This window comes from Enterococcus sp. LJL120, from assembly GCF_054871765.1.
In genome coordinates this window covers 141,790-155,642 of sequence record NZ_JBTXLV010000008.1, presented here as the reverse complement: position 1 = coordinate 155,642, position 13,853 = coordinate 141,790, and the positions used below count along the sequence as shown (strand labels likewise).

The following is a 13,853-nucleotide window of genomic DNA, read 5'->3' as shown; positions in this document are numbered from 1 at the left end:
GTAAGATAATCAACAAAGTGTCGTAAAATTAATATTTGTTAATTATCTCACTTGAGACAGGTTTTACTAGGCTGATAGAGCCAAGGAGATGAAAAATATGACAATTAGAGCAGGAATTGACGTTGGTTCCACCACGGTAAAATTGGTTATTTTGACCGAGGAAAATGAAACAATCTTTGCAAAATACGAACGCCATTACTCTGATGTTAAGCAAGCCACGATTAAAGTTTTAAAAGAAGCACAGGAAATTTTAAATAATCAAGAATTGACCATGACCATTACAGGCTCCGGCGGAATGGGCTTGGCAGAAGTTTTAGAGATTCCCTTTGTCCAAGAAGTGATTGCTTGTACGAAAACTGTCGAAGAAATTATTCCGCAAACCGATGTTGCCATCGAGCTTGGCGGCGAAGACGCCAAGATTACTTTTTTTCAAGGCGCTTTAGAACAGCGGATGAATGGTTCTTGTGCCGGAGGAACCGGAGCTTTCATTGATCAGATGGCCGTTCTTTTAAAAACGGACGCCAATGGAGTCAATGAATTGGCGAAAAATTATACAACTATTTATCCGATTGCATCCCGCTGCGGCGTTTTTGCGAAAACGGATGTACAGCCTTTGATTAATGAAGGGGCGGCTAAAGAGGATATTGCTGCGAGTATTTTTCAAGCAGTGGTCAACCAAACAATTGCCGGCTTAGCAGCGGGGCGGAAAATTACCGGAAAAATTGCTTTTCTCGGTGGACCGTTATTCTTTATGTCTGAGCTGCGGCGGCGTTTTATTGAAACTCTAGATATAGCAGATGAAGATGTGATTTTTCCAGAAAATCCCCAGCTGTTTGTGGCGATGGGAGCCGCTCTTTATTCTGAAGGCAATCAGGCAACCTCTTTAGAAAAATTACTGGATTCTTTGGAAAACGGCAATCAAGAACAATTGGCACCAACGGATACCTTAGAGCCGCTTTTTAAAAACGAAGAGGAGTTGGCGTTGTTTAGAAAACGCCACAATCAAGCCCAAGCGAGTCAAAAAGAGTTAGCTCAACATTCTGGCGTGGCCTTCTTAGGGATTGATGCCGGTTCAACGACGACAAAAGTTACCTTGATTGATGAAGAAGGTAATTTGTTGTTCAGCCATTACGGCAACAACCAAGGACAGCCATTAGAAACGACGATGGCAGTTTTAAAAGATTTATACAGTCAAATGCCGGCTGATGTTTTCATTGGAAAAGCGGCTGTGACTGGCTATGGCGAGCAATTAATAAAAAATGCTCTGAAAATTGATATTGGTGAAGTCGAAACGATGGCCCATTATAAAGCGGCCAATCATTTCCAACCGGGTGTTGATTTTATTTTGGATATCGGCGGTCAAGATATGAAGGCGATGACCATTAAGGATGGCGTCTTGTCGTCAATCCAATTGAACGAAGCCTGTTCATCTGGGTGCGGCTCGTTTATTGAAACCTTTGCTAAGTCTTTAAATTTTGACGTGAAGGACTTTGCTTTAGAAGCCTTGAAATCAAAAACCCCAGTGGATTTAGGTTCCCGCTGTACTGTATTTATGAATTCAAAGGTTAAGCAAGTGCAAAAAGAAGGTGCGACTGTGGGCGATATTTCAGCAGGACTTTCTTATTCGGTTATTAAAAATGCGATTTATAAAGTTATTAAAATTCGCCGCCCAGAAGAGCTTGGGGAAAAAATTGTCTGTCAAGGCGGGACTTTTTATAATGAAGCTGTTTTGCGGGCCTTTGAAATGATCAGCGGCCGCCAAGTTGTCCGGCCGTCGATTGCCGGCTTGATGGGAGCTTATGGAGCAGCTTTAATAGCTTTAGAAGATTATGAAATCGGCGAAGAAACCACAACGTTAGCTGCCGATGAATTAGATGCTTTTACAGCGGATAAAGAATTCACCCATTGCGGACTTTGCGAAAATAATTGTATGATGACAGTCACCGTTTTTTCAGATGGTCGCCGATTTGTCACTGGTAACCGTTGTGAGCGGGGCGCCCGCATTAAGGTCAAAAAAGAAGATCGTAAAGTTAATTTAGTTGATTATAAATATAAACGTCTGTTTAAATACCGTGCCTTGAGAAAAGATAAAGCCACCAGAGGCATCGTTGGGATTCCCCGGGTATTAAATATGTATGAAAACTATCCGTTATGGCATACAATTTTCACTGATTTAGGCTTTAGAGTGCAGCTGTCACCCCGATCAAACAAAGAATTATATGAACAAGGGATGGAAACCATTCCTAGTGATACTGCCTGCTACCCAGCCAAAATTACCCATGGTCACATTCAAGCGCTAATTGATGACCAAGTGCCGTTAATTTTTTATCCTGGTGTCGTTTTTGAAAGAAAAGAAGATGCCAAAGCGGACAATAATTTTAATTGTCCAATCGTTCAAAGCTATCCAGATGTAATTAAAAATAATGTCGATGATATTCGTGACGGCAAAGTCGATTACCGCAATCCTTATTTAAATTTAGGCAATGAGGAGTCGGTGATTAAAGTAATGAGCGAAGCCTTTGCGGACTTAGGCATTTCAGAAGAAGAGATGGCTGCCGCAGTTCATCACGGTTATGAAGAGCTGGAAAACTTTAAGGAAGATATTCGGCAAAAGGGCGAAGATACTCTAATGATGCTCAACATGAAAAATGAAAAAGGTATCGTGCTGTCAGGCCGACCTTATCATTTAGATCCGGAAATCAATCATGGCATCGCTGAAGTGATTACCCAAGAAGGCTTCCATGTCTTAACAGAAGATAGTATTTCTCATCTTGCTAATGTCGGCAACTTACGGGTTGTCAATCAATGGGTCTACCATTCCCGTTTATATGCAGCCGCTCGGGTTGTAGCCAAATCAAAAAATTTGGAATTAGTTCAATTAAATTCCTTTGGTTGTGGCTTAGATGCCGTTACAACTGATCAGGTCGAAGAAATTATGGATCAATACGGAAAAATTTACACCGTCTTGAAAATTGATGAAGGTTCTAATCTCGGTGCGATTCGCATTCGACTGCGTTCCTTAAAAGCAGCCGTCGGTGAACGCAGTAAGATGCATTTTGAACCGATGAAACGCTATGAAGAGCCAGAAAAAATTATCTTCACGAAAGAGATGAAGAAAAATCACACGTTATTGATGCCGATGCTCAGCCCAATTCACCAAGAGGGCTTAGTTGATTTAGCCCTGCAGGCCTCAGGCTATGATGTTGTCTGCCTGCCTTCAGAGGACAATGAAGCGATTAATGTCGGCTTGAAATATGTAAATAACGATGCCTGCTACCCGGCAATTATTTCCATTGGACAACTTGTGGAAGCTTTGCAAAGCGGTGAGTATGATTTAGAAAATGTCTCGGTGATGATGACGCAAACCGGTGGCGGCTGTCGGGCGACCAACTACATTCCGCTGTTACGGAAAGCCTTAAACGATGCTGGCTTTGAGCAGGTGCCAGTCGTGTCAATCTCGATGGGAAATAAAGGTGTCGAAAGCAATCCTGGTTTCAAATTTACTTTACCGATGATTAAACGAGTCGTTGTCGCCTTCTTATATGGTGATTTGTTTGAACGCTTAGTTTATCGCACCCGACCTTATGAGTTAGAAAAAGGTATGATTGATCAAAAGCACAAAGATTGGCTGGCTAAGGTTGCTAAGAATGTTAAAAACGGTTCCCTTACACAGTTCAATATGAACATGAAAAAAATCATTCAAGATTTTGATACCGTACCGTTATTGGATGTTGTGAAGCCGAAAGTCGGTGTTGTCGGAGAAATCTTAGTAAAATATTCACCAACCGCAAATAACGATATCGTGCGTCTTTTGGAAAGTGAAGGGGCCGAAGCCGTCGTGCCGGATATTGTGGGCTTTATGAATTATTCGTTATACAACCAAATTTGGAAGTACGACAATATGGGCATGTCCAAACAAAGTAAAATGTTAGCGCAATTTGCGATTCGGGTTATTGAGATGGTGGAAAAACCGATGGACAAAGCGTTGCGGAAATCCAAACGCTTTGACGGAATTCATTCCATTTACGATATGGCCGAGGAAGCCGGTAAAATTTTATCCATCGGTAATCACACCGGTGAAGGTTGGTTCTTAACTGGTGAGATGATTGAATTATTAAAAGACGATGTCGATAATATCGTCTGCATGCAGCCATTCGGGTGTCTGCCTAATCACGTTGTCGGCAAAGGCGTCATTAAAGAATTGCGCCGCCAATATCCACGAGCTAATATTGCAGCGATTGATTACGATCCAGGGGTGTCAATTGTCAATCAATTAAATCGGATTCGCTTAATGATGGCAACAGCGGAAAAAATGTTAGCATCAAAAGCTGCTGTTCAGTAAAAAAGAGTTTAAGTTAAACAAATTACAAAAAGACTTTAAGTTAAACGACTTACTAAATGAAATGAAGTTGAACCAGACATCAAAAAGTGGAACAGCTGAAAGGCAGCCACTTTATGAAAGCTGCTGCAGGTGTCCCAACTGGTCCAAATATTTCGAAAAGTAAGGGCAGTTTGCTTAAAGTCTTTTTCTAATTGTCTTTTTTTCAAGAAAATTTGTAGTTTAGGTATATACCAGTTATAATATATTCAAATATACTGCTCAGCAGGGCTAGAGAATGCCTGAAAAGTCTGAGTATTGGAGGAATTTAAGATGGCTGGCAACTTACCAGTATATATTCAAATACACGATCAAATAAAAAAAGAAATCGAAAGCGGCCACTGGAAAGTCGGCGACCGTTTGCCTTCAGAACGAGAGCTTTCTGTCACCTTTGGCGTGAGTCGCATGACTTTAAGGCAGGCGATTCAAACGTTGGCAGATGAAGGGATTTTAGAACGGAAAATCGGCTCCGGAACATATGTCGCCCGTGAAAAAGTGCAAGAAAAAATGACGGGCACCACCAGTTTCACTGAGATTATGCGCTCGCAAAATCGTGAACCTTCCAGTCGGACTGTTTCTTATTTTAAGACAACTCCAAGTTCCAGTGAAATGAAACATTTAGACTTGAAGGAACAAGATGCAATTATCCGCATGGAACGGGTGCGTTATGCCGATGGCGTTCCGATTTGTTTTGAGGTGGCGGGAATTCCCCTCGATTTAGTGACGAATTTTAGCCGAGATGAAGTGACCAATTCTTTTTATAATACGTTAGAGGGTAAAGGCGGCTACAAAATTAACGGCGCCAATCAAACGATTTCGGCCCATCTAGCTTCTGAAAAAATTGCGGATTATTTGGAGATTAAAAAAGGCGATGCCATTTTACGCCTGCGACAAGTTTCTTTTTTAGAAGATGGCCGACCTTTTGAATATGTCCGCAGTCAATATGTGGGTAGCCGGTTTGAATTTTATTTAGAAAAATAAAAACTAGAAAAGGTTCCTCCCTGGCGATGTTCTTAGGAAATCTTCAAGGAGGACTTTTCTATTTTTTTATTGGACTAAAGTTTCTACATAACGGCTCGTTCCCAGCGCAAAGCTGACTTGCCCGCTAAGCAAGTCGACCACTTGTTCTTGGAAGACCTCTTTTTCCACCTCGTCCACCATGCAGACAACTTGAACCCGCTCAGTGAATAAAGTATCTGACACATAAATTCCTTGGGTTTCAAGAAAATTTTGTAATTTTCCTAATATTGGGTATTCAATGTTGACAAAAATTTCCTGTTGCAACCGCCCTTGCACAATGCCAATTTCCTTTAAGGCAGCGGAGACTGACCCGGCATAAGCCCGGATTAGACCACCGGCCCCAAGCTTGGTGCCACCAAAATAGCGGGTGACCACTGCGACAACGTTGATCAGCTGATTTTTTTTCAAGACCTCCAGCATCGGAACACCGGCAGTACCACTGGGCTCGCCATCGTCAGAGCTCCGCTGAATCTCACTTTGCTCACCGATAACAAATGCTGAGCAGTTGTGATTGGCCTTCCAATGCTCTTTTTTTATTTGGAGGATAAATTCTTTAGCTTCCTCCTCGGAGGTGACGCGTTTTAGTCCGCAAAGAAAACGCGATTTTTTGACCTCTGTTTCCACCACACCATCGGCTTTGATTGTTAAATAATTCGCTAGCATTTTTTTCCTCTTCTTCAAAATGATGTTTGTTACTGATAGTATAACAAAAACCTACCACGGATGAACAATTGATGATTGAAATTATCACAAAAAATCGGCATAATAAAAGAAAAAGCGGGTGATTGGATGAAGCAGCGTACACGGAAATACGATGGTTTGACCCATTATTTAAAAAGTAATAACGGCTCTCAGGTGACGTTGACCTTCACACAGTTTGACGAACTGCTTTTTCCTTACAGCGGCTTGCCGCAAACTGCCCAAAAGGATAAGGATTGGTGGGCCAACGACTATCTTCATCCGGAAAAAGGCGCATACGGCTGGCTAAATGCTGGCTATGAAGTGGTGGTGGTCAATTTGGCTAAAGAGTTCATTGTTTTTAACAAATTGGTAAAATCCAGCTCACTTTTAGGATAACAGACAGAAAGCGTTGACAACTCGTTTTGAACTTGTATAATTAATACTATCAAGCAGAGAAAGAAGAGGATTTTATTATGGCAAAAAAAACAATCATGCTAGTTTGTTCAGCAGGAATGAGCACTAGTTTATTAGTAACTAAAATGCAAAAAGCAGCAGAAGCGCAAGGCGTAGATGCAGATATCTTTGCGGTATCAGCTTCTGAAGCAGATTCTTCATTGGAACAAAAAGATGTTAATGTTTTACTTTTAGGCCCACAAGTTCGTTTTATGAAGGGTGACTTCGAAAAACGTTTGGCACCAAAAGGTATTCCATTAGAAGTAATCAACATGTCTGATTACGGTATGATGAACGGTGAAAAAGTTTTACAACAAGCCTTAACTTTAATTGAAAAATAATTTGTGATTGATTGAGCTGGGTCAGATTAATGGCCCGGCTTTTTTGTTTGGGAGGAAAATAATGGGATGGTTTGATTGGTTAGAAAATAGTTTAGTGATGTTTGCGGCTTTGCTGCTAGTAATAGGCTTAATTATCCGAACAAGAAAAGTTTCGTGGAGCAAATCAGAAAAATTTTTATTGCTCTTAACTGTTGGCTTTTTCTGCCTCGATACATTGTGGTGGTGGCAGGGCTGGCATTTTTTCTGGAGTGATTTCGATTTTCAGATTGGCCAAGACATCTTTAAGCTGACCATCTTTTTTATCGGCTGGCTGATTAGTTATTTCAGCCTACTAATAAAACGCTTGAACCGTTTAAAAAAATAAAAAAGCGGCTGCTAAAAATATTAGGCCGCTTAAGTAAAACTAATTTTTCTGGTAATCGTCCAACTGACGAAGAAATGACATTAGTCTTAAAAATTCATTCAACTAGTTGAACTATCTGTAACGTTGATTTTTCTTACATTGTGGTGGTATCTCTGACTTCAGCAGTGCGAGAGATTAGCGGGAAGAAGCGTAAAGAATAAATGGCACAAATTCCGACTACCACATAAATAATTTTTGCTAGGATTGTTTCTGGTCCACCAGCGATGGCTGCAACTAAGTCAAATTCAAACAAGCCTACTAATAACCAGTTTAAGCCACCAACAATCAATAACCCCAAAGCGATAAAATCTAATGTTTTCATTGTTATTTCCTCCTTCATTTAAGATAGCTTCATGCTAACGGCTTTCTCTAAGACTGACAATTAATCGGCCTAAATGTTTTTTTATGAGGCCTCTTTCCTGAAGTAAAACTTCTTCAATTTTTAAGATTTCATATTGACTCCGCTACTAGTCGAAAGAAATCTTTTTCCTAATTTTCCCGATGATTAAAGAGTTTCCTGTTGATTTTTGCAGATTACTTGCAGGTGTAAGAAACTTTTAATTATAAAAAACGACCATAATCCTTCTAGATTTCAAGCGCCTTAGAAATATTTGGAGGTTGCAATGTTTTTGTAATCTTATGAAAGCCTCTTTTACGTAAATGAAATCAAAAATATTTTGCGCAATTTATAGCGGGGGTATTTATATGAGTGAGTTTTATGGTCGTCGGGAGCTGCGACGAAAAGCGTTAAGCAAAAAATCCAATTTGAATATTTCGGCAAGCATGAAAATTAGCCAGTCGACGGTAGTATGTCAGCGCTGTGGGAGCTCTTTTTCAAAAGAAGCAGTTCGTTTACCTAATGGCCATTTTTATTGCCCAAATTGTATTCATTTGGGGCGGGTTAGTTCCAACTTGGCTCTAGTCCATCAAAAAGAACCACTTCGCACACCGCAAGCTCTTAAATTACAATGGACGGGAACGCTAGCGCCACAGCAAATTAGCGGCTCTCAACAGGTTTTAAAAGCAATGAAGCAAAAACGCAATTTATTATTGTGGGCGGTGACGGGTTCAGGAAAAACAGAAATGCTTTTTAAAGGTTTAAAGGCCGCTTTGAAAAGTGGCGAACGGGTTGCAATTGCTTCTCCCAGAATTGATGTCTGTCGGGAATTGTACCCTCGGTTGCAGGCTGTTTTTCCAGATATTGATATTTTACTTTTGTACGGTAACTCAGAGGAAACCTATCGGTATAGTCTGTTGACAATTTGCACAACCCACCAGCTGTTGCGTTTTTATCAGGCGTTCGATGTCTTAATCATCGATGAAATTGATGCCTTTCCCTTTGCAGATAATCCTCAGTTGGCATATGGAGTAGCCCAAAGCCGCTTACCAAAGAGCAGTTTAATTTATCTGACTGCTACGCCCTCAACCAAACTACTACGACAAATCAAAGACGACTTTACGATTGAAAAAATTCCGGCCCGCTATCATCGCAGGCCGCTGCCAGTCCCAAAATTATTATGGTGGAATAATTGGTGGCAGCGCTGTGCTTCTGGAAAAAGACTAAAAAAACTGATTCAACTCTTAAAGCGATTATTGGCTCAAAATCGTGTTCTGCTATTTTGTCCCAGCATTTCTTTGATGGAAATGTTAGCTGAACATTTAAAGAAAAAATTTTCTGAGTTGCCAATAGCCGCTGTTCATGGCAATCATCCAAGACGGGAAGAAATTGTCACAGAAATGCGGGAAAATAAATACCAACTGCTTTTGACGACTACCATTTTAGAGCGGGGAGTCACCTTTGAAAAGCTCTCAGTAATTGTTTTAGGAGCGAACCATCGCGTTTTTAATCAAGCAGCATTGATCCAAATTGCAGGTCGGGTTGACCGCAAAGGGCCGCCAAGTCATGGGGAAGTCATTTTTATTTATGATCAGATGACCACAGCCATGCGTCAAGCGCTCAGGGAAATTAAGGCAATGAATCAGGCTGGCATAAAGGCGGGATTAGTCGATGAAGTGTAGCTATTGCAATCATGAAATCATTCGCAATCTAAGTCTTGGGGAATTACTGTTGCCGCAAAAAATGAAAGAATGGGAGCTCTGTCAAGCTTGCCATCAGAAATTTACTTTTCAAGGGCAGGTTTCAAACTGTTCCGGCTGTCAAAAGCCGATGATTAAGCCAGGACTTTGTAGTGATTGCCAATTTTGGCGGTCCTATTATCCAAAGCTAGAATTTCAGCAGGAAAGTTTATTTGTCTATGATGCAGCCTTCAGTGAATGGCTGAAGGAATATAAAATTTTGGGGAATTATCAGCTGCGTCACACCTTCACTAAAGAAGTCAAAGGACATTTAAAAAAATATCGCAAAGAAAAATTTTTGATTTGTCCGTTGCCTCTATCTAAGAAAAGGTATCGAGAGCGGGGCTTTAATCAGGTCAGCAGCCTTTTAACTGCCGCTGCGATTCCGATAACTGAATTATTAAAGCGGCGGGAGACAGCGCCGCAAGCGTTGAAAAATCGCCAAGAGCGTTTGGCGATGCCGCAGCCTTTTAAATTAAAGGCTGCTCCAGAAAAAATTACGGGAAAAAAAATTTTATTAGTCGATGATGTCTATACAACTGGCCGGACGATGTACTATGCCGCTGTTCTTTTACAGTCGGCTGGAGCTCGGCAAATTCTCGGTTTTTCTCTGGCAAGATGATTAAAAATGATAGCGATTTATTTTGCAAAAGAATTAGACAAAAGTTATAATAGAATTAAGAAGAGGAGCGTGAGTGGTCCACGCTTTTCTTTATTGGTAGACGAAAGGGGAAATTGTTATGTTCAAATACAATGTCCGTGGAGAAAATATCGAAGTTACTCAAGCTATTCGCGATTATGTTGAAAAAAAGGTAGGAAAATTGGAAAGATACTTTACTGACGTTCCAGATGCTACCGCTCACGTAAACTTGAAGGTGTATACTGAAAAGACAGCGAAGGTCGAAGTAACAATTCCACTTCCGTATCTAGTTCTTCGAGCAGAGGAAACTTCGCCAGATTTATACGCAAGTATTGATTTGGTTGTCGATAAATTGGAGCGGCAAATTCGCAAATTTAAGACTAAAATCAATCGTAAATCCCGCGAAACTGCTGTCAACACAGCGGATGCTGCTGTTTTATTTAACGAAGAATCTGGTGAGGAAGAAACAAGCTCTGAATTAGATATCGTTCGTACAAAACGCCTATCATTGAAACCAATGGATAGTGAAGAAGCGGTTTTACAAATGAATATGCTAGGACATAATTTCTTTATCTTTGAAGACGCAGAAACAAACGGCACCAGCATTGTTTACCGTCGTAAAGATGGAAAATATGGCTTAATTGAAACAAACTAAGCGTGACTTAAAAATTTTCGGAGCCGGACAAGTTTACTTGTCCGGCTCTTTTGATTTTTAAAAAAAGTAGATGAAGCATTAATAGATTTATCAAGTCCTCATTTTAGTCATCCAAGTCCAGCATTAAAACTTTTTTCGGTATCAAAAAAATCTGACAGCTCATAAACTGAGTGTCAGATTTCGAGGTTTAATTGAGTAAAACTGAATTTTTTTCTGTTTAACTACTGCATTGGCGCGATTTTAACTATTTTTCTAGTTCTTCTAATTCAATGCTTAAGTTTTCCCACTCCTCTAAGGTGGCTTCCTGCTCTGCTGATAAGGATTCCAAGTCTTGATTCAAACTCATCAGCTGACTGTGGTCATCAGCATATTTGGGGTCATTCATCTCAGCCTGTAATTTGGCAATGCTAGCATCCAGCTGCGCCAAATCTTCTTCAGCCTGTTGGATTTTCCGTTTTAAATTCCGCAGTAATTTTTGCTGTTCTTTGTCTAAGAAGAATTGGTTTTTTACATCTGGTTCGCTGACTGTCAACTTCTCAGAATTTTCCGCTGCCGCCAGTGCCGCCAATTCCTCCTCTTCTTTTTTCTTTTCTAAATAGTAATCATAATCGCCTAGATAGACTTTGCTGCCGGTTTCAGAGAGCTCAATTACTTTAGTGGCGATGCGATTGATAAAATAGCGGTCATGGGAAACGAAAAACAACGTACCTTCATAATCAATTAAAGAATTTTCTAAAACTTCCTTGTTGTCGATATCTAAATGGTTGGTGGGCTCATCGAGAATCAAAAAGTTTTCTTTATCCATCGAAAGTTTTGCCAGAGCGACCCGCGCTTTTTCACCACCGCTGAGTAGAGGAATTGTTTTTTCAACATCATCTCCGCTAAATAAAAAGCCCCCTAAAACAGTACGGATATCTTTTTCCGGTGTCGTGGGATGTTCGTCCCACAGCTCTGCCAAAACGGTTTTATTACTGTGAAGGTCGGCTTGACCTTGGTCGTAATAGCCAACAGAAACATTTGTTCCAAAGTGGGCTTCCCCTTTAATAAAGGGGATCTCGCCGATTAAAGATTTCAGCAGCGTTGATTTACCAATCCCATTTGGCCCCACTAGAGCAACGGCTTCTTGTTTGCGGATGTCCAGATTGATTGGGTCAGATAAAACAGTCTGATCATAGCCGATGGCGGCGTCCTCCACCTGTAAAACGACATTGCCAGAGACTTTATCAATCGCAAACAAAAAGGAAACTGATTTTTCATCCCCTTCAGGCCGATCCATCCGATCCATTTTTTCTAATTTTTTCCGGCGGCTTTGGGCTCTTTTAGTCGTGGAGGCCCGTACGAGATTACGGGCAACAAAATCCTCAAGTTTAGCAATTTCTGTCTGTTGTTTTTCATAGGCCTTCCACTCAGAAGCTAACTGTTCGGCCTTTAAATCTAAATAGCGGGAGTAATTGCCTTTATAATTTCGCAGTTTATGGCGGGAGAGTTCATAAATTTCATTGACCACTTTATCCAAAAAATAGCGGTCATGGGAGACAATTAAGAGAGCCCCAGTATAGCCCTGCAAATAATTTTCCAACCAACTAAGCGTTTCGATATCTAAGTGGTTGGTTGGTTCATCCAAAATCAAAATATCCGGCCGCTGCAAAAGTAATTTTGCTAAAGCTAAACGAGTTTTCTGACCACCGGATAGTGTTTCGATTGATTGTTGATAAAATGTTTCATCGAAATTAAAGCCATGAAGGACGGAGCGAATTTCATTTTCATAGCCGTAGCCGTTTAAATCAGAAAAATCATGCTGCAGTCGATCATATTCTTTTAAGACGCTTTCGTACTGAGGGCCTTCAGGAGTGCTTGTTGAAATGATTACTTCCAACTCCCGCATGCGGGCCTCCATTTGACGAACCTTTCCAAAGGCCTTCAGCATTTCCTCCCAGACGGAATCTTTTGAAGCAAGACCGGTATCTTGAGCCAAATAGCCAAGAGTCGTCCCCTTGACTTTAGTGATATTTCCGGCATCCGGAGCTTCAATACCGGCAATTATTTTTAACAAGGTCGATTTGCCGGCACCGTTACGACCTACCAAACCAATTCTAGAATTGGAGCTGACTTCCATTTGGATATTTTCAAAAAGCGACTCCGCACCGAAGTAACGAGCCACTTGATTTGCCTGTAATAACAGCATATGAATCCTCTTTCTACAGTAAATTTGCTGAACATAGTGTATCATATTTTACTTGAATCAGCGACCTTGTGAACTAATTCTAAAATTATCACAAAGTTAAGCTAATTTATTGCTTTTTCCTGATGGTTACTGCTATTATTAGGCTGTCACTATTTGTGAAAGATTTTTTTAGACTGACAGGTGCAACGAGCGGTAAAATTTCGTGAAAGCATTTTATTCAGAAGGCTTGAAACACTGCATCAGCGAAAAGTTACCCATTCAGCTAAAAATTGCGATAAACAGTTTCATGTGGATGAACAAGGAGGATAATTATGAAAGATCATGTAATTCCCAAGGCGACGGTCAAACGTTTGCCGCTATATTACCGTTACTTAAGAATTTTAAACAACGCCGGCAAAACAAAAGTTTCATCAACCGAATTAAGTGAGGCAGTCCAAGTGGACAGCGCTACAATCCGCCGTGACTTTTCTTATTTTGGCGAATTAGGCAAAAGAGGTTATGGCTATGACGTGGAAAGCTTGATGAATTTCTTTGCTAAAACTTTAAATGATGACCAATTGACCAATGTTGCTTTAGTTGGTGTCGGAAATTTAGGTTCAGCTTTGTTAAAATATAAATTCCACCAAAGTAACAGCATTCGTATCAGCTGTGCCTTTGATGTTAATGAAGAAATTATCGGCAGAATTGTCGATGGTATTCCCGTTTATCCAATGGAGGATATGCTGGAACAGATTCGTGTACAGCAAATTGAGGTGGCGATTTTAACCTTGCCGGCTGCCAGAGCCCAAGAAGTAGTTAAGCAGCTTGGGGAAGCCGGGGTTAAAGGTGTGTTAAACTTTACTGCCGCACGTTTGTCAGCACCAAAGGATGTTTTAATTCAAAATGTTGATTTAACGAATGAATTGCAAACGTTGATTTACTTCCTACACAATAATAATTCTGCTACGACAGAAGAAAAAGCTTAAAAAAGAGCTGAATTATCTTTTCACTGGATTTTAAACATCAGTGATTCGATAATTCG

The 13,853-nt window shown here is 40.6% G+C and carries 12 protein-coding genes; 9 read left to right on the top strand and 3 right to left on the bottom strand.

Going from position 1 to position 13,853, the window contains the following annotated elements; translation table 11 throughout:
• The first annotated feature begins 97 nt into the window (after positions 1 to 97).
• Both ACYSNU_RS14300 and ACYSNU_RS14295 read left to right on the top strand, forming a co-directional pair.
• Positions 98 to 4,342, top strand: a complete 4,245-nt coding sequence (locus ACYSNU_RS14300; RefSeq protein WP_461737868.1) for an acyl-CoA dehydratase activase-related protein — start codon at positions 98 to 100, stop codon at positions 4,340 to 4,342.
• 309 nt (positions 4,343 to 4,651) lie between these two features.
• Entirely contained in the window at positions 4,652 to 5,359 is a 708-nt protein-coding gene (locus ACYSNU_RS14295) for a GntR family transcriptional regulator (RefSeq protein ID WP_461737867.1), read from the top strand.
• Positions 5,360 to 5,425: 66 nt separating this feature from the next.
• Here the strand turns inward: ACYSNU_RS14295 and ACYSNU_RS14290 are convergent, their stop codons facing one another.
• Positions 5,426 to 6,061, bottom strand: coding sequence for a YigZ family protein (locus tag ACYSNU_RS14290; RefSeq protein WP_461737866.1), 636 nt, complete (start codon positions 6,059 to 6,061; stop codon positions 5,426 to 5,428).
• Positions 6,062 to 6,187: 126 nt separating this feature from the next.
• On the opposite strand from ACYSNU_RS14290, the gene ACYSNU_RS14285 reads away from it, so the two are divergent.
• The 3 genes from ACYSNU_RS14285 to ACYSNU_RS14275 all read left to right on the top strand — a co-directional run bounded on the left by ACYSNU_RS14285 (position 6,188) and on the right by ACYSNU_RS14275 (position 7,237).
• Positions 6,188 to 6,475, top strand: coding sequence for a DUF7662 domain-containing protein (locus ACYSNU_RS14285; RefSeq protein ID WP_265458955.1), 288 nt, complete (start codon positions 6,188 to 6,190; stop codon positions 6,473 to 6,475).
• 77 nt (positions 6,476 to 6,552) lie between these two features.
• Positions 6,553 to 6,873, top strand: coding sequence for a PTS sugar transporter subunit IIB (locus ACYSNU_RS14280; protein ID WP_265458956.1), 321 nt, complete (start codon positions 6,553 to 6,555; stop codon positions 6,871 to 6,873).
• Positions 6,874 to 6,934: 61 nt separating this feature from the next.
• Positions 6,935 to 7,237 carry a hypothetical protein gene (locus tag ACYSNU_RS14275; RefSeq protein ID WP_461737865.1) on the top strand — a complete coding sequence of 101 codons (303 nt, stop codon included), beginning with the start codon at positions 6,935 to 6,937 and terminating at the stop codon, positions 7,235 to 7,237.
• A 133-nt stretch (positions 7,238 to 7,370) separates the two neighbouring features.
• On the opposite strand, the gene ACYSNU_RS14270 is transcribed toward ACYSNU_RS14275, so the two are convergent.
• Positions 7,371 to 7,598: a DUF378 domain-containing protein gene (locus ACYSNU_RS14270; RefSeq protein WP_265458958.1), complete on the bottom strand. Its 228-nt coding sequence runs from the start codon at positions 7,596 to 7,598 to the stop codon at positions 7,371 to 7,373.
• A gap of 383 nt (positions 7,599 to 7,981) precedes the next feature.
• Here ACYSNU_RS14270 and ACYSNU_RS14265 point away from each other — a divergent pair, with 383 nt between their 5' ends.
• The 3 genes from ACYSNU_RS14265 to hpf all read left to right on the top strand — a co-directional run bounded on the left by ACYSNU_RS14265 (position 7,982) and on the right by hpf (position 10,647).
• Positions 7,982 to 9,295 carry a DEAD/DEAH box helicase gene (locus ACYSNU_RS14265; RefSeq protein WP_461737863.1) on the top strand — a complete coding sequence of 438 codons (1,314 nt, stop codon included), beginning with the start codon at positions 7,982 to 7,984 and terminating at the stop codon, positions 9,293 to 9,295.
• Entirely contained in the window at positions 9,285 to 9,974 is a 690-nt protein-coding gene (locus ACYSNU_RS14260) for a ComF family protein (protein ID WP_461737862.1), read from the top strand. Before ACYSNU_RS14265 ends, ACYSNU_RS14260 begins: the two co-directional genes overlap by 11 nt.
• 118 nt (positions 9,975 to 10,092) lie before the next feature.
• A complete protein-coding gene (gene hpf / locus ACYSNU_RS14255) occupies positions 10,093 to 10,647 on the top strand; it encodes a ribosome hibernation-promoting factor, HPF/YfiA family (RefSeq protein ID WP_265458961.1) in 555 nt (184 codons plus the stop codon).
• Positions 10,648 to 10,891: 244 nt separating this feature from the next.
• Here hpf and ACYSNU_RS14250 read toward each other — a convergent pair whose 3' ends face one another.
• Positions 10,892 to 12,832 (bottom strand): ABC-F family ATP-binding cassette domain-containing protein, encoded by a 1,941-nt coding sequence (locus ACYSNU_RS14250; RefSeq protein ID WP_461737861.1) that lies wholly within the window; start codon positions 12,830 to 12,832, stop codon positions 10,892 to 10,894.
• Positions 12,833 to 13,143: 311 nt separating this feature from the next.
• Here ACYSNU_RS14250 and ACYSNU_RS14245 point away from each other — a divergent pair, with 311 nt between their 5' ends.
• Entirely contained in the window at positions 13,144 to 13,797 is a 654-nt protein-coding gene (locus ACYSNU_RS14245) for a redox-sensing transcriptional repressor Rex (RefSeq protein ID WP_461737860.1), read from the top strand.
• Positions 13,798 to 13,853: the final 56 nt, after the last annotated feature.

Bases quoted from the DNA above. Each gene is read 5' to 3' on its own strand.
- ACYSNU_RS14285 (WP_265458955.1), top strand. From the start codon at position 6,188: ATGAAGCAGCGTACACGGAAATACGATGGTTTGACCCATTATTTAAAA.
- ACYSNU_RS14265 (WP_461737863.1), top strand. From the start codon at position 7,982: ATGAGTGAGTTTTATGGTCGTCGGGAGCTGCGACGAAAAGCGTTAAGC.
- ACYSNU_RS14280 (WP_265458956.1), top strand. From the start codon at position 6,553: ATGGCAAAAAAAACAATCATGCTAGTTTGTTCAGCAGGAATGAGCACT.
- ACYSNU_RS14295 (WP_461737867.1), top strand. From the start codon at position 4,652: ATGGCTGGCAACTTACCAGTATATATTCAAATACACGATCAAATAAAA.
- ACYSNU_RS14245 (WP_461737860.1), top strand. From the start codon at position 13,144: ATGAAAGATCATGTAATTCCCAAGGCGACGGTCAAACGTTTGCCGCTA.
- ACYSNU_RS14275 (WP_461737865.1), top strand. From the start codon at position 6,935: ATGGGATGGTTTGATTGGTTAGAAAATAGTTTAGTGATGTTTGCGGCT.
- ACYSNU_RS14270 (WP_265458958.1), bottom strand. From the start codon at position 7,598: ATGAAAACATTAGATTTTATCGCTTTGGGGTTATTGATTGTTGGTGGC.
- ACYSNU_RS14260 (WP_461737862.1), top strand. From the start codon at position 9,285: ATGAAGTGTAGCTATTGCAATCATGAAATCATTCGCAATCTAAGTCTT.
- ACYSNU_RS14290 (WP_461737866.1), bottom strand. From the start codon at position 6,061: ATGCTAGCGAATTATTTAACAATCAAAGCCGATGGTGTGGTGGAAACA.
- ACYSNU_RS14250 (WP_461737861.1), bottom strand. From the start codon at position 12,832: ATGCTGTTATTACAGGCAAATCAAGTGGCTCGTTACTTCGGTGCGGAG.
- hpf (WP_265458961.1), top strand. From the start codon at position 10,093: ATGTTCAAATACAATGTCCGTGGAGAAAATATCGAAGTTACTCAAGCT.
- ACYSNU_RS14300 (WP_461737868.1), top strand. From the start codon at position 98: ATGACAATTAGAGCAGGAATTGACGTTGGTTCCACCACGGTAAAATTG.